This window comes from Cupriavidus nantongensis (assembly GCF_001598055.1).
Lineage (GTDB): Bacteria > Pseudomonadota > Gammaproteobacteria > Burkholderiales > Burkholderiaceae > Cupriavidus > Cupriavidus nantongensis.
Genome location: NZ_CP014844.1, coordinates 215,870 through 235,511, shown reverse-complemented (window position 1 = coordinate 235,511; position 19,642 = coordinate 215,870). Strand labels below are relative to the sequence as shown.

Sequence of the window (19,642 nt, the reverse complement as noted above, 5' to 3'; positions counted from 1 at the left end):
TACCTCCTCGAGCCAGCGTGACTCAGAACGACAGCTTCAGGCTGGCGGCAAAAGTGCGGCCCGGCTGCGAGTAGAAATCCACGCCGGGCTCGGCCGCCGAGACGCCGGTCTGGCGCACGTCGCCCCACAGCCAGTACTTCTTGTCGAACAGGTTGTTGACCGACAGCGCCAGGCTGACATGGCGATTGAAGCGCCACCACGCCTGCAGGTCGACCACGCCGTAGCCGGCGGGCTTGAAGTAGGTGAACGACGAATCGTCGGTGCGCGTCACCGGGCGCGCGCCGCGCCAGCGGATCGCGGCACCTTGTCCTTGCACGCGCTCCCACGTCAGCCCGGCGCTGGCGCGCAGCGGCGAGACGCTGTTGAGCGGCTGGCCGGTCTGCTCGTTGTTGCCATGCGCGTACGCCACCGCGCCGTCGATGCGCCATTGCGGCAGGAAGCGCCATACGCCGCGCCACTCGGCGCCATAGATGCGCACGCTGGTCTGGTTGCGGTGCTGGTAGGTCGCGCGCAGGCCGGGCAGGCAGGCGGGGTCGGACGGGCAGGTCAGCTGCACCTGTTCGATGAAGTCGCGGTAGCGGTTGTCGAACAGCGCCACGCTGGTCTGCACGTTGTCGCCGGTATAGCGCGCGCCGATCTCGAACGAGCGGCTCTTCTCCGGGTCCAGGTTGGCGTTGGGCGCGGCACCATAGCCCTGCACCGGGTTGCGGAAGCTGCCGTTGACTTCCTGGTAGTTGGGCGCGCGGTAGCCGAATACATACTGCGCCCACAGGTTGACGCGGTCGCTCGCCTGCCACAGCGCCGACAGCTTGGGCGACAGGTGCGAATCGCTCTTGCTGACCGCCGGGCGGCCGCCGGCATTGTTGTAGACCAGGTCATCGCCGTCGGGGGACAGCGAGTAATGGTCGAAGCGCAGGCCCGGCGTCAGCGTGAAGCGACCGTCGAAGAAGCGCATTTCGTCCTGCGCGAACAGGCCGGTCTGGCGCGTCTCGCCGGTGGGGAAGTCGTGGATCGGGAAATTCTCGCCGGCCAGCGTCTTGGTGGTGGTGCCGGTGGTCAGGTTGCGCACCGTGCCGTCGCGCGCTTCCGACGAGCGCACGCGCATGAAATCGACGCCGCCGATCAGCCGGTGCGCGACGCCGCCGGTGGCGAACGACTTGTCGCCCTGCAGGTTGAAGCCGGTCTGCTCCTGCTTGAAGGCAAAGCCCAGCGCGACGTTGCACAGGCTGGTGCCGCGCATGGTGGCCGAGCAGCCGGTGCTGGTGTTGCTGCGCACCTGGTTGGTCAGCGTGGTGGTCTCGGACTCCTGGTAGTAGACCTGCGCGGTGAGGCGGTCGAGCACGCCGCTGGCCGGCTTCCACTCGTAGCCCAGGCTGACGCGGTCGCGGCTCAGGTCTTCATTGCCATTGGCAGCGGTGACGCGCGGCAAGGCCGTGGACAGGCGCAGCAGGTCGGTGTCGGTGTTGCCGTCGCGATGCTCGTAGGTGAATTTGAACTTGTGCGCCGGGCTGGCGTTGAGCAGGATCTTGCCCAGCCACGCCTGCGTGCGCACGTCCTGCGGGTTGGGCCGGGTGCGGTTGACCGAGGTGGAAGCGTCGCTGCCCATGTTCTTCATCTCATGCGCGTTGCGGTTCGCGTACATGAACAGGCCCTGCAGCGTGTCGCTGCCGCCGGCCACGCCCGCGCTCTGGCCGAAGCCGTTGTCGATGCCGTTCCAGTTCAGCCCCAGCTCGCCACCGACCTTGCGGCCCTGCATCAGGTCCGACGGATCCTTGGTCGCGTACGCCACCACGCCGCCGATCGCGTCCGACCCGTACAAGCTCGACGCCGGCCCGCGCAGCACTTCGACCCGCTTCAGGAACGAGAACTCCGGCGCATCGCGGGTCGAGCTGGAGATATTCGACGGCCCGCCGCCGTTGAAGAAATCCGGCAGCCGCACGCCATCGACCATCTGCAGCACGCGGTTGTCCTCGATGCCGCGGATATTGATGCTGCCGGCGCCGAAGCGGCGGCGATCGCGCGGCACGTCGATGTCGGGCTCGTCGGCGAACAGACCGGCTTCGTCGACCGGCTGCGCGCGTTGGATCTGGCGGGCGTCGCGCGTGGTGATGGTCGACGCCACCGCATCGGCGCGCTCTTCGGTGCGGGTGGCGGTGACCACCACCTCATTGAGCGCAGCGAGCGTAGTGGCATTGGCGATGGCAGGCGCGCACAGCGCCGCGCACACGGCGGCAACAGGCGTGACCCGGACGGTGGCGCGCAGACGCGCCAGGCAGCGACGTTTCATGGATTTTCCCCAAATGAAATCGGACGCTGGCTGGCTGGAAACGGGGGCGGATGGCTGGCTCGCGTGGAGGCGCTACCTGACGGCGGAATGCCGTCGCAACTGGCGCCTCGTTTTAGTTAACGAGAATTATTATCGTTTACAGCGAATTCGGTAAAGTGCTTCACGCATAGGATGTGGTGGCTCTACCACATCGGCGGCATGTTGTCGGCTGGACACAGAACGGGTCAGCACGCCTCAGGCTTGCAAACTTTGTTTGCAGGGAGGTTAGCAACCTACTACCATGCATGCATGCCATCGAATTCACCAAGCAAGCGGCGCAAGCGTTGAAGGCGATGCCGAGGAATGTCGCGGCAACGATCCGGGCAAAGATCGACGCGCTTGCCACCAATCCCTACGCACCCAATCCGAATGCGACCAGGCTCGCGGGGCGGCCCGGCTATCGGCTGCGGGTGGGCGATTGGCGCGTGCTGTACCAGATTGAAGACGGCCGGCTAGTCATCCTTGTGGTGGCGATCTGTCCGCGAGGAAGTGTCTACCAATGACCAACATCCAATTCATCCAGCGCGACGGCCGTCGCGAGTTTGCCGTGGTGCCCATCGAGGTCTGGGATCGCGTCAAGCATCTGATCGAAGCGAGCGACGACGTCACCTTGTTTGACGCCGCCACGGAACAGGACGACGGCTTCCGCGTGCCGGCCGCCGTGCTCGACGCCGAACTGGCCGGCGATCATCCGGTCAAGGCGTGGCGCAACTATCGCCGGCTGACGCAGGATGCGCTGGCCCAGGCCGCCGGCCTGAGCAAGCCGTATCTCAGCCAGATCGAAAACCGCGCGCGCGCCGGCAGTGCGGCCGCGCTGCGCCGGCTGGCGCAAGCCTTGGACGTACCCGGCGACATCCTCGTGGAAGCGGGCGCATAGCCGGTTTCCCAGCCATCGCCCTCAGTGCTGCTGCACCGTCTCCCCGGTCACCTTCTCCGGCAGCTTGTTGCCGTCCGCATCGATCTGCAGCGGCCCGGTGCCGGAGAACCGGTCCAGCGCGAGGTAGATCACCGGCGTGATGAACAGCGTGATCACCTGCGAGAACAGCAGGCCGCCCACCACCGCCAGGCCCAGCGGCTGGCGCAGCTCGGCGCCGGCGCCCAGGCCCAGCGCCAGCGGCAGCGCGCCCATCACCGCGGCGAAGGTAGTCATCATGATCGGCCGGAAGCGCAGCAGGCACGCCTGGCGGATCGCCCGGGCCGGGGTCATGCCCTGTTCGCGCTGCGCCGCCAGCGCGAAGTCGATCATCATGATCGCGTTCTTCTTGACGATGCCGATCAGCATCAGCACGCCGATCACCGCGATCAGCGACAGCTCGACGTTGAAGATAAACAGCGTCAGCAACGCCCCCACCGCCGCCGACGGCAGGCCCGCCAGGATGGTCAGCGGGTGGATGTAGCTTTCGTACAGCACGCCCAGCAGCGTGTAGATCACCGCGATCGCCGCCACCAGCAGCACGATCTGCGTCGCCTGCGACGACTGGAACACCGCCGCATCGCCGCCCCAGCTGGTGAAGATCGAGGTCGGCATCGCGATCTCCTGCTTGTAGCGGTCGATGCGCGCGGAAGCATCGCCCAGCGCCGCGCCCGGGGCCAGGTTGAACGACACCGTCACCGACGGCAGCTGTCCCTGGTGGTTGACGGCGATCGGCCCGACCCGGCGCTCGGTGGTGGCGAAGGCCGACACTGGCACCATCTGCCCGGTCTTGCTGCGCACATAGAGCTTGGAGAACGCGCTTTCGTCGGTGCGGTCGACGTCGGCCGCCTGCAGGATCACGTAGTAGTTGTCGATCGGCGTGTAGATGGTCGACACCTGCCGCTCGCCGAAGGCCGAGTACAGCGCGGTGCGCACGTCCTGCATCTGCACGCCCAGCGCATTGGCCTTGTCGCGGTCGATGGTCAGGTGCGCCTCCAGCCCGGACTGCTGCGAGTCGCTGGTGACGTCGCGGAACAGGCTGTCGGCCCGCATCTTCGCCATCAGCTGGTCGGAGTAGTCCTGCAGCTGCCCGGCCTTCACGCTCTGCAGCGTGTACTGGTAGCGGCTCTTGCTCTGGCGTCCGCCCAGCTGCAGGTTCTGCACCGGCGAGAAATACACCGCCAGGCCCGGCACGCCGGACACATCGCGCCGCAATGACTCGATCACCTTGGGCATCGCGTCGCGCTCGCCGCGCGGCTTCAGTTCGACGAACATGCGCCCGGTGTTGATCGCCGGCGACGGGCCGCCGCCGATGGCGACCACGATGCTCTTCACCGCCGGGTTGGCGCGCATGCGCTCGGCCGCATCGCGCAGGCGTTCCGACATGGCGTCGAACGAGATGTCCTGCGGCCCTTCGGCATTGACGCGGATCTGGCCGATGTCCTCTTCAGGGAAGAAGCCCTTGGGAATGGCCACGAACAGCACCGCGGTCAGCACGAAGGTCAAACCCGCCGCCACCAGCACCGTGCGCCGGTGCGCCAGGCACCAGTCCAGGCCGCGCGCATAACGGTGCAGCGTGAACTCGAACAGGTTCTCGAACCACTGCGTCGAGCGCATGCCCAGGGTCTGCTTCTGCGCCACCGCGGGCTGCGCCACCGGGTGGTCGCCATAGGCGTGGTGCGATTCGTCCACCGGCACGTTCTCGGCCGACAGGAAGCGCGCGCACAGCATCGGGATCAGCGTCAGCGACACCAGCGCCGACACCAGGATCGACAGCGACACCACCGCGGCGAATTCGTGGAACAGCAGCCCGATCACGCCCGGCATGAAGAAGATCGGGATGAACACCGCCACCAGCGAGATCGAGATCGACAGGATGGTGAAGCCCATCTCGCGCGAGCCCACCAGCGCGGCCTTCAGCGGCGCCACGCCGTCCTCGATATGGCGCACGATGTTCTCGAGCATGACGATGGCATCGTCGACCACCAGCCCCACCGCCAGCGTGATCGCCAGCAGCGAGACGTTGTCCAGGCTGTAGCCGAATGCCTTCATCAGCGCCACCGTGCCGATCAGCGAGATCGGCAGCGACACCGTCGGGATCAGCGTGGCCGCGGCGCGGCGCAGGAACAGGAAGATCACCATCACCACCAGCGCCACCGTCAGCGCCAGCGTGAACTGCACGTCGTGGATCGATTCGCGGATCGAGCGCGAGCGGTCGTTGACGACCGACACGTTGATCGAGCCCGGCATCTGCTGGATCAGGCGGGGCAGGGCGGCATGGATGGCGTCGACCACGGCGACGGTGTTGGCGTCGGGCTGGCGCAGCACCGCCAGCACGATCGAGCGCTCGTTGTTGAGCCAGCTGCCGGTCTTGATGGTCTCGACGCTGTCCTCGACCTCGGCCACGTCCGACAGCCGCACCAGCGCGCCGTTGGGCTGGCTGGCGACGATGATATTGCGGAAGGCGTCGGCGCTGGTCAGCTGCCGGTTGGCCTGGATCGTCAGGGTCTGGCGCGCGCTGTCGAGCGTGCCCACCGGCGTGTTGGCGTTGGCGCGGTTCAGCGCGGTGGCGAGTTCATCCAGCGTCAGCCCGCGCGCGGCCAGCGCATCGGGGTGGGCGCGCACGCGCACGGCAAAGCGCTTCTGGCCGAAGATCTGCACCTGCGCCACGCCCGGCAGCGTTGCCAGCGTCGGCGAGATCAGGTTGTCGCCGAAGGCGTTCAGGTCGGCCAGGCTCATCGCCGGCGAGTTGATCGCCAGCAGCAGCACCGGCGCGTCGGCCGGGTTGACCTTGCGGTACGACGGCGGCGTCGTCATCTCGATCGGCAGCGAGCGCTGCGCGCGGAACAGCGCCGCCTGCACGTCGACGGCCGCGTCGTCGATATCGCGGTCGCTGTTGAACTCGATGGTGATGCTGGAGTTGCCGAGCGTGTTCGACGAGCTGATCACCGACACGCCCGGAATCGTCGCGAACTGCTTTTCCAGCTGCGTAGCCACCGACGCGGCCATGGTCTCGGGGCTGGCGCCGGGCAGCGTCGCGGTGACCTGGATCACCGGCGAATTGAAGCTGGGCAGCGCCGCAATCGGAATGGTCGGATACAGCACGATGCCGGTGACGATGACGGCCAGGCACAGCAGCACCGTCATCACCGGACGGCGGATGCAGAGTTCCGAGAGCGTCATGGCTCAGTGCCCCGCGCTGGCAGGGCGGGCGGCAGCGGCACCCGAAGCGGCACCCGAAGCGCCACGCGCCGCGGCCTCGCGCACCAGCGCGCCGGGGCGCAGGTTCTGCGTGCCTTCCACCACCACGCGGGCGCCGGGCTGCACGCCCTCGACCACGGCCGCGGTGGCGGTGGTGGTCACCACCCGCACCGGCACGCGCGCGACCTTGCTGTCGGGCTGCACCACATAGACGAAGCGGCCCTCGGGCCCGGTCACCACCGCCTGCGGCGGCACCGACAGCGCGTTCTTCAGCGTCTGCACCACGGCGCTGACGGTGGCATAGGTGCCCGGCCACAGCCGCTGTTCTTCATTGTCGAACTGCGCCTTGACGCGGATGGTGCCGTACTGCGGATCGACCGTGTTGTCCACGAAGCTGATGCGGCCGGTCACCGGCGCCGGGTTGCCGTCGTTGGGCTGCGCGGTGACCTGCACCGGGCCGGCGCGCAGCGCCTCGCGCAGCGCCGCGAGCTGGCGTTCGGGCAGGCTGAAGGTGACGGCGATCGGCTGCACCTGGGCAATGGTGACCATCGGCTGGGTGCTGTTGGGCAGCACCAGCGAGCCCGGGAAGGCGTTGATCACGCCGGTGCGGCCGCTGATGGTGGCGCGGATGGCGCCGTAGCTGACCGCGACGCGGCTGGCCTCGATCGCGGCCTGGTCGGCGCGCACGGTGGCGGCCAGGCCGTCGGCCCGGGCCTGCGCGGTATCGACCGCGCTCTTCGAGATGAAATTGCGCTGCAGCAGCTCCTGGCTGCGCGCCAGCGCGCGGCGGGCATCGGCCAGGTCGGCCTGGTCGCGCAGCAACTGCGCCTGCGCCCTGGCCAGGTTGGCCTCGTCCATGCGGGTATCGAGCGAGAACAGCAGGTCGCCGGGCTTGACGGTCTGGCCTTCCTTGATATGGACGGTGCGCACGGTGCTGGACACCTGCGGCCGAACCTCCACGGTGGACAGCGCCGTGACATTGCCGTTGGCCGAGACCTGCAGCGGCACGTCGCCCTGCTGCACCGGCGCGGTCGACACCACCGCCGCCGCGGGCGGCTTGGGCGCCGGCTTGGGCGCCAGCCACGTGCGCCACGCAAACCAGCCGAGGCCAGCGATGGCCAGCACGATCACCACCGCCAGCCACGGCGACACGCGGCCGCGCCCGGTCCCGGCGGCCGCCCTCCAGTTGCTGTCGACGAAGCCCTTGGGCTGGTCGATCCTGTCAGATTTCATATTGTGTGGACCCTCTGCCCCGCGTCTTCAGCGCCACTCCCCGTGTACCGCCCGGCATGTTGTACGCAGATTGCTGCCGGTGCGTGTCGCGCAAAGACTCTACTAGTACCGCGCTTCGCCCGCCGGAGCCAGCGCCGCGTATTACAGTCCGTTACAGGGGTGCAAGGGTCTGGTAATGCCCGGCGCCGGCAAACGCCGCCCGGGCCACAGGGGAGGCCGGAGATGTGTGTAGCGGGGCGCTTGTATGGTTAGACAAACATTATCAGAAAAGCTGCCGCCGGCCATCGCGGCGCCACTGATTTACGCTGTCGACCGACAATTCCCGTGGTCCGGCCTGCACAATCACGGCATCGCCGGCGCGCACTTCGCCCTTCAGCACCACGCTCAGGTAGACCCCGGAGTAGCCGCTCTGCACCATGTCGCGCACCGCGTGGCGATACCCCAGCGCGGCGTTGAACTTGTAGCAGGGCTGGCGCGGTGCCTCCACGCGCAGCAGGGCGGTGCCGACCCGCACCAGGTCGCCGATCCATAGCGCGGACTCCAGCAGACCCTCCAGCGTCAGGTTTTCCCCCATCGCGCCGTAGGGCAGCGGCGGCCCGGAGTCAGGCTGGGCGCAGGCGCGGCGGCGGGCGTTCCACCAGGCGTAGTGCTCGGAGGGGTAGGCGTAGACCGCCTTGTCGAGGCCGCCGTGCGCGGTCAGGTCGCCCTGCTCGTCGCCGGCCAGGCCCAGTTGCTGCACCTGGACCCGCAGCGGATGCAGCAGCGTGCTGACCGGATGCTTGCGGATGCCCGACAGCACCACCGCCTCGGTGCCCGCACCCGCCACCACCAGCGGGATGGCCTTGCCCAGGCTGACCGCCAGCACGCGTGCAAGGCCCGGCCAAGGTCTCGAATCGCTCACGTGCGCCCCCGCTTCGTGGTTGTGGAAAGGGATGTGGATAAGCTGCGGATATCCCTGAGGATAACGGGGCGGATAACGCTGTGGACAAGTGCTTTGTGCGGTTCCTCACAAGGCGCCGGGCGGGGCGCGCGGCGTGCGTTTCAGAGAGAAATCAGAGCTGCCGGGCCGCTTGCGCAGGCTGCCAGCCGCAGCCCATCTGGCGCGCGCGCTGCGACACCGCCAGTGCCGCCAGCATCAGCGCCGCCGCGCCCCAGTGCAGCGTGTCGGGGCCCGCCAGGGTGTAGATCGCCGCGCCTGCCATGGCGCCGGCGGCCTGGCCGAGGTAGATCGAAGAGGAATTCAGCGAGATCGACACCGAGGCCCGCTCCGGCGCCAGCAGCACCAGCCGCGCCTGCTGGGCGCTGTTGGTGGCAAAGCCGCCCACGCCCCACAGCATGAACAGCGCCACCAGCGCTACGCTGCCGAGCCCGGCCAGCGGCCACAGCACCATCGCTGTGATCGACGTCAGCAAGGTCACCTGCACGATCCGGCTGGGCGTGACCCGGTCCATGCGCGACGCCGCCATGGCGTTGCCGAACACGCCGCAGGCACCGTAGGCGAGGAACATCAGGCTGAGCGCGCCGCCGCTGATGCCATAAATGTCGCGCATCAGCGGCGCAATATAGGTAAACAGCGTGAACATGCCCGCCGACGAGATCATGGTGGTCAGCACCACCAGCATCACCGGCTTGTGGCGCAGCACCGCGCCCCAGGCCTCGCGCCCGGCCGGCGGCACCATCAGCCCGCGCGGCAGCGCGCGCCACACCGCCGCCGCCACCAGCAGCGCCATCACCCCCACCAGCGCCATGCTGACGCGCCAGCCCAGCGTGCTGGAAATCCACGTCCCCAGCGGCACGCCCACCACGCTGGCAATGCTCCAGCCCAGGAACACAAAGCTGATGGCGCGCCCGCGGGTCTGCGCATCGACCAGCAGCGGCAGCGTCGCCGCGGTCTGCGGGGTATAGATGGCCGCCCCGATCGCGGTCAGGAAGCGGATCGCCATCAGCGCCGCAAAGCTCGGCGCCAGCGCCGCGGCCAGGTGCATCACCCCATAGACCAGCAGCGAGCCCGCCAGCAGCAGCCGGCGGTCGATGCGCGACCCCAGCGTGGCGAACAGCGGCGCCCCCACGCAGGTGGCCAGCGCGAACACCGAGATCAGCTGCCCGGCGCTGGCCGCGCCAAGCCCGAAGTCGCCGGCAATGTCGTTCAACATGCCGGTCACGATCATCGCACCGGTGCCGATAACGAAATTGCCGACGCAAAGCGTCACGAGCCTGGGGTCCATGCCGGCCTTGGGAGAGGGATCGGCGCGAAGGGCGCCTTGTGGTTTTGTCAGGTCTGCCGCCAGGCCATTGCGGCCGGCGGCTGGGGAAGACCCGAGTGTAGCGGGTTCGGAAAATTCGCGTTGGCGCCTGCGCGGGGCGCCAGCGGAAGCCCGAAGCGCCGACTGAACCCTCAGCGCGTCAACACCGGCGCCAGCGCCTTCGGGTTGACGATGCAGTCATGCTTGCCGTCCAGCACGTCCAGGATGTTCTGGAACGCCGTGCGGAAATACAGCTCGTAGCTGTCGCGTTCGACATAGCCGAGGTGCGGCGTGCAGATGCAGTTTTCCATGCGCAGCAGCGCGTGGCCCTGCAGGATCGGCTCGGATTCGAACACGTCGATCGCCGCCATGCCCGGGCGGCCGCGGTTCAGCGCGGTGACCAGGGCGTTTTCTTCGAGCAGCTCGGCGCGGCTGGTGTTGACAAACAGCGCGGTCGGCTTCATCGCGGTCAGGTCGGCCTGCTTGACGATGCCGCGGGTGTCGTCGTTCAGGCGCAGGTGCAGCGACAGCACGTCGCTGTCGGCAAACAGCTGCTCCTTGGATGCCGCCACGTCCAGGCCATCGGCGCGCGCGGCTTGCTGCGACGCCTCGCGGCCCCAGACCAGTACCTTCATGCCGAAGGCGCGGCCGTAGCCGGCCAGCAGCCGGCCGATCTTGCCGTAGCCCCAGATCCCCAGCGTCTGGCCGCGCAGCACCTGGCCCAGGCCGAAATTGGGCGGCATCGTCGTCGATTTCAGCCCCGACTGCTGCCACGCGCCATGCTTGAGGCTGGCCACGTACTGCGGGATGCGGCGCTGGGCGGCCATGATCAGGGCCCAGGTCAGCTCCGCTGGCGCCACCGGCGAACCGACGCCTTCCAGCACCGCCACGCCGCGGTCGGTGGCGGCATCCAGGTCGATATGGCTGCCGGGCCCGGCGCCGACCCGGCCGGTCTGGCTGATCAGCTTCAGTTTGGGCAGTTTTTCCAGCAATTGGCGCGTGATGCGGGTGCGTTCGCGGATCAGCACCACGGCTTCCACGTCCGACAGGCGCGCCGCCAGCTGGCCCACGCCCTTGACGGTGTTGTTGAACACCTTGACGTCGTGCCCCTCCAGCAGGCTGAAGCAAGGCAGCTTGCGCACGGCATCCTGGTAATCGTCGAGTACGGCAATCTTCATCGGCAACCCTGGTTATCTTCGGGACGTTGTGCCAGTTGGTGCGCGCGCACACCGAGGCGTGCGCTGGCCAACAGTATTGTTGTGAAACGTTTGCGAACCCGCACCGGCGCGCCGCAAGCCTGCTGCCGCGCGGCCAAATACCGCGCCGGCCGACGCCGGCAATTGTTGCGCAGCAAAAAACAGGGGGGTGCGCCAGTGGTATCCTTGCCCGCTCCGGTGCCGCCGCGGATTGTCGGTCGAGCGTTGCTCCCGTCACGCGGCTGCTCCCGGACAAAGCCCGGCCGGCATCTGCGGGCCGCCCTGCGCGGGCGAAGCGCCACTGTAGCGCAGCCGCCGTGACCGCCGCGACCTTTTGCGCAAACCGGACAGCCGCGGAGTTGTAACGGGATGTGACGCTCCCAATGCGGCCCTTGCAGGGACACTGCAGGGACACGGCGGCAGTGACGGTTCCGCCCCCCGGCACGCATGACAACCGCCGGCCAGGCTTTGCAAGGATTCCTTCCCTTCCTTCCCTTTACAAACCTGGAGTTTGCAGTATGAACCACCCCACGATGCAAGGTACGGCAGCCGTCAATGCGCCGGCCTGGGTCAAGCACCCCAAGCTGATCGCCTGGGTCGCGGAAATCGCCGCGCTGACCAAGCCCGACAATATCTACTGGTGCGACGGCTCGCAGGAAGAATATGACCGCCTGTGCGAGCAGATGGTCGCCGCCGGCACCATGAAGCGGCTGAACCCCGCCAAGCGCAAGAACTCTTTCCTCGCCCTGTCGGACCCGTCGGACGTGGCCCGCGTCGAAGACCGTACCTTCATCTGCTCCGAGAAGCAGGAAGATGCCGGCCCGACCAACAACTGGACCCCGCCGGCCGAAATGCGCCAGACCCTGGCCGGCCTGTTCGACGGCTGCATGCGCGGCCGCACCCTGTATGTGGTGCCGTTCTCGATGGGGCCGCTGGGTTCGCCGATCGCCCATATCGGCGTGGAGCTGTCCGATTCGCCGTACGTGGCGGTCAACATGCGCATCATGACCCGCATGGGCAAGGCCGTGTACGAGGTGCTGGGCAGCGACGGCGCCTTCGTGCCGTGCGTGCACACCGTGGGCAAGCCGCTCGCCGCCGGCGAGCAGGACGTGGCATGGCCGTGCAACCCGACCAAGTACATCGTCCATTTCCCGGAAACGCGCGAGATCTGGTCGTTCGGCTCGGGCTACGGCGGCAATGCGCTGCTGGGCAAGAAGTGCTTTGCACTGCGGATCGCGTCGACCATGGGCCGCGACGAAGGCTGGCTCGCCGAACATATGCTGATCCTCGGCGTGACCTCGCCCGAGGGCAAGAAATACCATGTCGCCGCCGCCTTCCCGTCGGCCTGCGGCAAGACCAACTTCGCCATGCTGATCCCGCCCAAGGGTTTCGAGGGCTGGAAGGTCACCACCATCGGCGACGACATCGCGTGGATCAAGCCGGGCCAGGACGGCCGCCTGTACGCGATCAACCCGGAAGCCGGCTACTTCGGCGTGGCGCCGGGCACCAGCGAGAAGACCAACTACAACGCGATGGCGACGCTGAAGGAAAACGTCATCTTCACCAACGTGGCGCTGACCGACGACGGCGACGTGTGGTGGGAAGGCATGAGCAAGGAAGCGCCCGCGCACCTGATCGACTGGCAGGGCAAGGACTGGACCCCGGAGATCGCCCGCGCCACCGGCGCCAAGGCCGCGCACCCGAACGCACGCTTCACCGCGCCCGCGTCGCAATGCCCGTCGATCGACGACAACTGGGACAACCCGGCCGGCGTACCCATCGATGCGTTCATCTTCGGCGGCCGCCGCTCGACCACGGTGCCGCTGGTAACCGAGGCGCGCAACTGGACCGAAGGCGTCTACATGGCCGCCACCATGGGCTCGGAAACCACCGCCGCGGCAGCCGGCCAGCAAGGCGTGGTGCGCCGCGACCCGTTCGCGATGCTGCCGTTCTGCGGCTACAACATGAGCGACTACTTCGGCCACTGGCTCGCACTGGGCAACAAGCTCGAGGCCGCGGGCGCGAAGCTGCCGAAGATCTACTGCGTCAACTGGTTCCGCAAGGATGCCGACGGCAACTTCGTGTGGCCGGGCTTTGGCGAGAACATGCGCGTGCTGTCGTGGATGATCGACCGCGTGGAAGGCAAGGGGCAGGGCGCCGAGCACGTGTTCGGCACCTCGCCGCGGTACCAGGACCTGAACTGGAACGGCGTCGAGTTCTCGCCGGCGCAGTTCGAACAGGTCACCTCGATCGACCGCGATGCCTGGCAAAAGGAGCTGGCGCTGCATGACGAACTGTTCACGCAGCTGAAGCACCACCTGCCGCCGGCGCTGGCGCAGACGCGCGCGGCGTTGGGCAAGCGACTGGAGGGCTAAGCGGCGCAAAGCCCTGAGCAGTCAAACGCCCGCCTTATCCCAAGGCGGGCGTTTTTTTATCCGCCGTCGCTGTCCCCCAAGGTCTCCACCGCGTACTTCACCAGCCCGGCGCGCCCCTCAATCCCCAGCTTGCGCTTCAGGTTCAGCCGGTGGGTCTCGACGGTGCGCACCGACACCCCCAGGTGCGCCGCGATCTCCTTGTTGGCCAGGCCGCGGCCGATGCCGCGCAGGATATCGCGCTCGCGCGGCGTGAGCGCATCGAGCGGACCGGCCGCGGGGCTTTGCTCGGCGATGCCGCGCGCGATGCGGGCGCTGTAGAACACGCGCCCGGCCAGCACCGAGCGGATCGCCGCGATCAGCTCGTCGGCCGGGGCGTCCTTGAGCACATAGCCGCGCGCGCCGGCACGCACGGCCTGGCGCACATACTCCAGGTTGTCGTGCATCGACACGATCAACACCGCCAGCTCGGGATAGCGGTCGTGCAGCGCCGCCGCCAGCGCAATGCCGCCCATGCCGCGCATGCCGATATCGGTGATCACCAGGTCCGGCATCTCGGCCTCGCCGGCGCGGTCCAGCCACGCCAGCGCGGCTTCGCCGTCGTCGGCCTCGCCCACCACGCGCAGCCCGGGCTGTAGCGCCAGGTGCATGCGCATGCCGTCGCGCACCAGCGCGTGGTCGTCGATAAGCAGCACGCGCGCGGGCGCTTCATTGTCTTCGCGATCTTCGGCAAGAAACTGGATCATGACTGCGAGGGTCCTGCGGTAATGGTGTCGCGCGCGGCGGCCGCGGGGCTGGCCAGCGGCAGCGCGGCGATGATCTGGGTGCCACCGGGGCCGGAAACGATGTCGAACTGCCCGCACAGCGCGGCGATGCGCTCGCGCAGGTTGCGCAGGCCAATGCCGCGCTGCGGGTCGGCCTGCATGCGCGCGACGTCGAAGCCGTGGCCGTCGTCGCGCACGGCCAGGCGCGTGGCATCGGCATCGAAGGCGAGCGACACGGCAACGCGCCGCGCGCCGCCGTGGCGCTCGACATTGGTCAGCGCTTCCTGGGCGATGCGGAACAGCGCCGTGGCCTGCTCGTCGGGCAGTTCGCGCGGCGTGCCGCTTTGCGTCACCACGATCTCGAGGCCGCTGCCGCCCTGCATCTCGCGCGCCAGGTGCTGGAGCGCGGCGAACAGGCCCAGGTCGTCGAGCAGCGCCGGGCGCAGGTTGCGCGCCACCCGCCGCACTTCATTGAAGACGGTGTCGAGCCGGTTCAGCGCCATGCCCAGCACCGGCGCCACCGCCGCGCCTTCGGCCGGGGCCAGGCGCAGCCGGTTGGCGGCGGTTTCCAGCACCAGCTTGACCGAGACCAGCAGCTGGCTGATGCCGTCGTGCAGCTCGCGCGACAGCCGCGCGCGCTCTTCTTCCTGCGACTGCACCACGCGCTGCGCCAGCTGGCGCAGCTTGGCGTCGGCCTCGCGGTGTTCGCTGATATTCAGCGCCAGGCCGCTGGCCGCCACCAGCAGGATGCTGATGCCGGCGATCACGCCGATCCACGCCATGGTCTCGCGGATATCGGTCTCGGCGCGCGCGTCGAGCTGGCGCAGCGTGCTTTCGACATCATCCAGGTAGATCCCGGTGCCGAGCATCCAGCCCCATTCGGGCACTGCCACCACGTAGCCGAGCTTGGGCGCCAGCTGCTGCGACGAGGGCTTGCGCCACTGGTAGCGCACCGCGCCGCCACCGCCCCTGGCCGCGGCGATCAGTTGCTGGATGGTGGGCGCGCCCTGCGGGTCGCGCAGTGTCCACAGATCCTGGCCGACCAGCTCCGGCTGGCGCGGATGCATCAGGTTGCGGCCCTGCAGGTCGTACAGGAAGAAGTAGCCGTCGGGGCCGTAGTCGAGCCGCGCCAGTGCATCCATCGCCGCCTGGCGCGTGGCGGCGTCGTTGCGGCCGGAGCGCACCAGCGGCGCGATCGCGCTCTGCGCCAGTTCCACGTAGTGGCGCAGCTCGGTCTCCTTGCTCTGCAGGTAGGCGGCCTCGACCAGCGCGCGTTCGTGCTGCGCCAGCTGGGTGGCCTGGAAGCGCACCGCCAGCGCGATGCCGAGCATCGCCACCGCGAGCGGCGCCACGGCAAGCAACAGGATTTTCTGGCGGAGTTTCATACAAGACCGGGGGAGCGGGGGTAAACACCGATGCCGCGCAGGCGGCATGCCACCGTCGACTTGCGTAGTACTACGCAGAAGTGCTGCGTAGTTACGCGCTTGTGCCGGGTTTGGCGGCTGTCAATACTACACGCCGGACGCGCAAGCCGCCCCAACATGCGGCGCGGGTCCACGCAGTTGGTGCAGCGCCTACCCGGTTGGTGCATCGCCTGCCTGCAAGACGAGATCCGGAAACGACACGAACCGGGCGCGCAGCAATTCATTCCAGCAGCCCAGGAGACCCCTCACCGCCGGATTGCCCTCGCTGCCCGCCCCAGGCGCGCCCGCCGCCGACCCGCCCGTTGCCAGTTGCCAGTCCTTCGCCGCCGCAGGCTTTCCAAATCCCGGTCTGAGGAGACCCTTCACTATGAATCGCATCGGAGAACACCTGGTGTGGCTGGCCGTCGCCATCCTTGGCGCGTTTGCCTTCGGCACCGTCGCGCTCGCGCGCGGCGAAGCCGTCAGCGCGCTGTGGATCGTGGTTGCCGCGCTCTGCATCTACCTGATCGCCTATCGGTACTACAGCCGCTTTATCGCCGACAAGGTGATGCAGCTCGATCCCAAGCGCATGACGCCCGCGTGGCGCCATAACGATGGCCTGGACTACGTGCCGACCAACAAAGCGGTGCTGTTCGGCCACCACTTCGCCGCGATTGCCGGCGCCGGCCCGCTGGTGGGCCCGGTGCTGGCCGCGCAGATGGGCTATATGCCCGGCATGCTGTGGCTGCTGGCCGGGGTGGTGTTCGCCGGCGCGGTGCAGGACTTCATGGTGCTGTTCATCTCGACGCGCCGCGACGGCCGCTCGCTGGGCGACCTGGTCAAGTCCGAGATGGGCACGGTGCCCGGCATGATCGCGCTGTTCGGCTGCTTCATGATCATGATCATCATCCTGGCGGTGCTGGCGCTGATCGTGGTGAAGGCGCTGGCGGACTCGCCCTGGGGCACCTTCACCGTGGCGGTGACCATCCCCATCGCCATCTTCATGGGTATCTACACCCGCTACATCCGCCCGGGCCGCATCGGCGAGGTCTCGGTGATCGGCTTCGTGCTGCTGATGCTGGCCATCATCGGCGGCCAGTACGTGCATGAAAGCGCGACCCTGGCGCCGCTGTTCACCTACGACGGCAAGGCGCTGACCTGGATGCTGATCATCTACGGCTTTGTCGCCGCGGTGCTGCCGGTGTGGCTGCTGCTGGCCCCGCGCGACTACCTGTCGACCTTCCTGAAGATCGGCACCATCATCGCGCTGGCCGTCGGCATCCTGATCGTCGCGCCGGAGCTGAAGATGCCGGCCTTTACGCAGTTCGCCGCGGGCGGCGGACCGGTGTGGTCGGGCAACCTGTTCCCGTTCCTGTTCATCACCATCGCCTGCGGCGCGGTGTCGGGCTTCCACGCGCTGATCTCGTCGGGCACCACGCCCAAGCTGCTGGAAAACGAAACCCACGCTCGCTTCATCGGCTACGGCGCGATGCTGGCCGAGTCCTTCGTCGCGATCATGGCGCTGGTGGCCGCGGCGGTGATCGAGCCCGGCGTCTACTTCGCCATGAACAGCCCGGCCGCGGTGATCGGCACCACGCCCGAGGCGGTGGCGCAGGCGGTGTCGACCTGGGGCTTCGTGATCACGCCCGACGTGCTGGTGCAGACCGCCAAGGACGTCGGCGAGAACACCATCATCTCGCGCGCCGGCGGCGCCCCGACGCTGGCCGTGGGCATCGCCCACATCCTGCACCAGGTGGTCGGCGGCCAGGCCATGATGGCGTTCTGGTACCACTTCGCCATCCTGTTCGAGGCGCTCTTCATCCTGACCGCCGTCGACGCGGGCACCCGCGCCGGCCGCTTCATGCTGCAGGACCTGCTGGGCAGCTTCGTGCCGTCGATGAAGCGCACCGACTCGCTGCCGGCCAACCTGATCGCGACCGCGCTGACGGTGGCGGCCTGGGGCTACTTCCTGTACCAGGGCGTGGTCGATCCGCTCGGCGGCATCAACACGCTGTGGCCGCTGTTCGGCATCTCCAACCAGATGCTGGCCGCGGTGGCGCTGGTGCTGGGCACCTGCGTGCTGGTCAAGATGAAGCGCGGCCAGTACGCCTGGGTTACGCTGGTGCCGACCGTCTGGCTGCTGATCTGCACGCTGACCGCCGGCTGGCAGAAGCTGTTCCACGCCGACCCGAAGGTCAGCTTCCTGACCCACGCGTCCAAGTTCAGCGCCGCCATCGCCGAAGGCAAGGTGCTGGCGCCGGCCAAGTCGATGGAGCAGATGCACCGCATCGTCTTCAACGACTACCTCGACGCGGGGCTGTGCGCGCTGTTCATGGTGGTGGTGCTGTCGATCGTCTGCTACGGCTTCAAGACCGCGATGCAGGCGCGCGCGGTGAACCGGCCGACCGACAAGGAAACGCCGTTCGAGCCGCTGCCGGGCGCCGCTTCGGCCCAGTCCTGATCCGCACCGACAAGGAGCCGCCATGCTGGAACAACTTGGCACCATGGGCCGGTACCTCGGGCAGTCGCTGCGGCTGATGGTCGGGCTGCCCGACTACCAGACCTATGTGGCGCATATGGAAAGCACGCACCCCGACCGCGCGCCGATGAGCTACGAGGAGTTTTTCCGCGAGCGCCAGGAAGCGCGCTACGGCGGCGGGCAGGGCAAGTGCTGCTGACGGCATGCTGATCATCGCTGCCAAACCCTGATGCGGCGGCAGACAATGCAGACAGGCGATCACATGATCGCCTGTCTTTTTATTAAGTGTTGTATTTTCACCGCGTCTTTGTAATGGCCCGATACCGTTTCTGCAGGGGGTTACAGGGCTTTACAGGTGGTTACAGCAAGGCTGCGGCACCTTATCTACACTTGCGACACATCATGGCAATTCGAGGAAAAAACATATGACTCGCCATCCCATCCGCAACCTGACCGTTGCCCTTGCCCTTGCGGCCTGCGCGCTGCCGGCCGTCGCGGGCGACATGAACAATGCCCTCGGCGGCGCGCTCGGCGGGGTCGCCGGTGCCGCGGTCGGCGGCGCGCTGGGCGGCAGCACCGGCGCCGTGATCGGCGGCGCGGTGGGCGGCGGCGCCGGTGGCGCGGTCACGTCCAACCGCCGCGAGCGCACCGGCGCCATCATCGGCGGCGCGCTGGGCGGTGGTGCCGGCACCGCGGCCGGCAACGCCATGGGCGGTCGCACCGGCGGCCTGATCGGCGCCGGCCTGGGCGGCGGCGCTGGCGCGGCGCTGGGCGGCAATATCTCGCGCAACAACTCGTACGACGACGATCGCCGCTACTACAACAAGAGCCATTACAAGCGCAAGAAGCACAAGCACCATCATCGCCACCACTACGACGATTAAGTCGCAGCGGGGTCAGCAAAACGGGCCGTCATGGCCCGTTTTTCTTTTGGGCGCCGCATCGCCCGGGTATCCACCAGACCTTGTTGCGTTGCGGCGTCTGGCATAATCGACCACGGTCCGGGCCGGATCTGCCGGCGCCAGAAACAAAGAAGCCCGCACCGTGACCCGGTGCGGACTTCTTCTCCAATAAAGCGGGAGAGGCGCGGGGCGCTCTCCTAAAGACCTGTGGAGACCAGGTTCAAGCGGTGGACCGTGCCGGGGCTCAGAGCGGCGCGCGATCGGTGGTGGTGTCGTACTTCGCGCCTTCCGAGAAGGTGTCGAACTTGCCGGTGCGGGCGCCGTCGGTGAAGGTGTCGAACTTGCCGCCCTTGGCACCGTCCGTGTACGGGTCGAACTTGCCGGCCCGGGCGCCGTCGGCATAGACGTCGAAGCTGGCCACCCTGGCGCCGTCGGTGAAGACGTCGAACTTGCCGTTCTTGGCAAAGGCCGGCGCGGCGCAGAGGGCGGCGGCGACGGTGGCGACAGCGATCAGGGCGTAACGGTTGGTTTTCATGATTCAGGCCTTTCTTGTAGCGCGGATGCCTGATCCGGCACCTTCAGGAGAAGGGCATGTTGCATTGCGGCATCC

General features: G+C 68.0%; 15 protein-coding genes. 6 read left to right on the top strand and 9 right to left on the bottom strand.

Translation table 11 applies throughout. The features are described from left to right. Positions 1–22: 22 nt before the first annotated feature. Entirely contained in the window at positions 23–2,287 is a 2,265-nt protein-coding gene (locus A2G96_RS01020; protein WP_062795963.1) for a TonB-dependent hemoglobin/transferrin/lactoferrin family receptor, read from the bottom strand. Positions 2,288–2,571: 284 nt separating this feature from the next. Here A2G96_RS01020 and A2G96_RS01015 point away from each other — a divergent pair, with 284 nt between their 5' ends. Both A2G96_RS01015 and A2G96_RS01010 read left to right on the top strand, forming a co-directional pair. After that, the gene (locus A2G96_RS01015) at positions 2,572–2,829 is read left to right on the top strand and encodes a type II toxin-antitoxin system RelE family toxin (RefSeq protein ID WP_062795961.1); all 258 of its coding nucleotides are present in this window, start codon (positions 2,572–2,574) and stop codon (positions 2,827–2,829) included. After that, a complete protein-coding gene (locus A2G96_RS01010; RefSeq protein WP_062795959.1) occupies positions 2,826–3,203 on the top strand; it encodes a helix-turn-helix domain-containing protein in 378 nt (125 codons plus the stop codon). The genes A2G96_RS01015 and A2G96_RS01010 overlap by 4 nt, the downstream gene beginning before the upstream one ends. Positions 3,204–3,224: 21 nt before the next feature. Here the strand turns inward: A2G96_RS01010 and A2G96_RS01005 are convergent, their stop codons facing one another. From A2G96_RS01005 to A2G96_RS00985, 5 genes are all read right to left on the bottom strand, one after another. Beyond that, positions 3,225–6,422 carry an efflux RND transporter permease subunit gene (locus A2G96_RS01005; protein WP_062795957.1) on the bottom strand — a complete coding sequence of 1,066 codons (3,198 nt, stop codon included), beginning with the start codon at positions 6,420–6,422 and terminating at the stop codon, positions 3,225–3,227. 3 nt (positions 6,423–6,425) lie between these two features. Then, positions 6,426–7,673 carry an efflux RND transporter periplasmic adaptor subunit gene (locus A2G96_RS01000; protein ID WP_062795955.1) on the bottom strand — a complete coding sequence of 416 codons (1,248 nt, stop codon included), beginning with the start codon at positions 7,671–7,673 and terminating at the stop codon, positions 6,426–6,428. Between the two features lie 262 nt (positions 7,674–7,935). After that, the gene (locus A2G96_RS00995) at positions 7,936–8,574 is read right to left on the bottom strand and encodes an MOSC domain-containing protein (protein WP_062795953.1); all 639 of its coding nucleotides are present in this window, start codon (positions 8,572–8,574) and stop codon (positions 7,936–7,938) included. Positions 8,575–8,725: 151 nt separating this feature from the next. Then, a complete protein-coding gene (locus A2G96_RS00990; protein ID WP_062795951.1) occupies positions 8,726–9,898 on the bottom strand; it encodes an MFS transporter in 1,173 nt (390 codons plus the stop codon). A gap of 170 nt (positions 9,899–10,068) precedes the next feature. Further along, a complete protein-coding gene (locus A2G96_RS00985) occupies positions 10,069–11,094 on the bottom strand; it encodes a D-2-hydroxyacid dehydrogenase family protein (RefSeq protein ID WP_062795949.1) in 1,026 nt (341 codons plus the stop codon). 536 nt (positions 11,095–11,630) lie between these two features. On the opposite strand from A2G96_RS00985, the gene A2G96_RS00980 reads away from it, so the two are divergent. After that, complete coding sequence (locus A2G96_RS00980) at positions 11,631–13,487, top strand: phosphoenolpyruvate carboxykinase (GTP) (protein WP_062795947.1); 1,857 nt, start codon at positions 11,631–11,633, stop codon at positions 13,485–13,487. 56 nt (positions 13,488–13,543) lie between these two features. On the opposite strand, the gene A2G96_RS00975 is transcribed toward A2G96_RS00980, so the two are convergent. Further along, a complete protein-coding gene (locus A2G96_RS00975) occupies positions 13,544–14,230 on the bottom strand; it encodes a response regulator (RefSeq protein WP_062795945.1) in 687 nt (228 codons plus the stop codon). After that, positions 14,227–15,633: a cache domain-containing protein gene (locus A2G96_RS00970; RefSeq protein ID WP_062795943.1), complete on the bottom strand. Its 1,407-nt coding sequence runs from the start codon at positions 15,631–15,633 to the stop codon at positions 14,227–14,229. The genes A2G96_RS00975 and A2G96_RS00970 overlap by 4 nt, the downstream gene beginning before the upstream one ends. Before the next feature lie 406 nt (positions 15,634–16,039). On the opposite strand from A2G96_RS00970, the gene A2G96_RS00965 reads away from it, so the two are divergent. The 3 genes from A2G96_RS00965 to A2G96_RS00955 all read left to right on the top strand — a co-directional run bounded on the left by A2G96_RS00965 (position 16,040) and on the right by A2G96_RS00955 (position 19,014). Then, a complete protein-coding gene (locus tag A2G96_RS00965) occupies positions 16,040–18,112 on the top strand; it encodes a carbon starvation CstA family protein (protein WP_012354347.1) in 2,073 nt (690 codons plus the stop codon). 22 nt (positions 18,113–18,134) lie between these two features. Continuing rightward, positions 18,135–18,329 carry a YbdD/YjiX family protein gene (locus A2G96_RS00960; protein WP_012354346.1) on the top strand — a complete coding sequence of 65 codons (195 nt, stop codon included), beginning with the start codon at positions 18,135–18,137 and terminating at the stop codon, positions 18,327–18,329. Between the two features lie 226 nt (positions 18,330–18,555). Beyond that, entirely contained in the window at positions 18,556–19,014 is a 459-nt protein-coding gene (locus tag A2G96_RS00955) for a hypothetical protein (protein ID WP_062795941.1), read from the top strand. Between the two features lie 262 nt (positions 19,015–19,276). Here the strand turns inward: A2G96_RS00955 and A2G96_RS00950 are convergent, their stop codons facing one another. Next, on the bottom strand, positions 19,277–19,567 hold the full coding sequence (locus A2G96_RS00950; RefSeq protein ID WP_062795939.1) for a hypothetical protein: 291 nt from the start codon (positions 19,565–19,567) through the stop codon (positions 19,277–19,279). Positions 19,568–19,642: the final 75 nt, after the last annotated feature.

Bases quoted from the DNA above. Each gene is read 5' to 3' on its own strand.
- A2G96_RS01020 (WP_062795963.1), bottom strand. From the start codon at position 2,287: ATGAAACGTCGCTGCCTGGCGCGTCTGCGCGCCACCGTCCGGGTCACG.
- A2G96_RS01015 (WP_062795961.1), top strand. From the start codon at position 2,572: ATGCATGCCATCGAATTCACCAAGCAAGCGGCGCAAGCGTTGAAGGCG.
- A2G96_RS01010 (WP_062795959.1), top strand. From the start codon at position 2,826: ATGACCAACATCCAATTCATCCAGCGCGACGGCCGTCGCGAGTTTGCC.
- A2G96_RS01005 (WP_062795957.1), bottom strand. From the start codon at position 6,422: ATGACGCTCTCGGAACTCTGCATCCGCCGTCCGGTGATGACGGTGCTG.
- A2G96_RS01000 (WP_062795955.1), bottom strand. From the start codon at position 7,673: ATGAAATCTGACAGGATCGACCAGCCCAAGGGCTTCGTCGACAGCAAC.
- A2G96_RS00990 (WP_062795951.1), bottom strand. From the start codon at position 9,898: ATGGACCCCAGGCTCGTGACGCTTTGCGTCGGCAATTTCGTTATCGGC.
- A2G96_RS00985 (WP_062795949.1), bottom strand. From the start codon at position 11,094: ATGAAGATTGCCGTACTCGACGATTACCAGGATGCCGTGCGCAAGCTG.
- A2G96_RS00980 (WP_062795947.1), top strand. From the start codon at position 11,631: ATGAACCACCCCACGATGCAAGGTACGGCAGCCGTCAATGCGCCGGCC.
- A2G96_RS00975 (WP_062795945.1), bottom strand. From the start codon at position 14,230: ATGATCCAGTTTCTTGCCGAAGATCGCGAAGACAATGAAGCGCCCGCG.
- A2G96_RS00970 (WP_062795943.1), bottom strand. From the start codon at position 15,633: ATGAAACTCCGCCAGAAAATCCTGTTGCTTGCCGTGGCGCCGCTCGCG.
- A2G96_RS00965 (WP_012354347.1), top strand. From the start codon at position 16,040: ATGAATCGCATCGGAGAACACCTGGTGTGGCTGGCCGTCGCCATCCTT.
- A2G96_RS00960 (WP_012354346.1), top strand. From the start codon at position 18,135: ATGCTGGAACAACTTGGCACCATGGGCCGGTACCTCGGGCAGTCGCTG.
- A2G96_RS00955 (WP_062795941.1), top strand. From the start codon at position 18,556: ATGACTCGCCATCCCATCCGCAACCTGACCGTTGCCCTTGCCCTTGCG.
- A2G96_RS00950 (WP_062795939.1), bottom strand. From the start codon at position 19,567: ATGAAAACCAACCGTTACGCCCTGATCGCTGTCGCCACCGTCGCCGCC.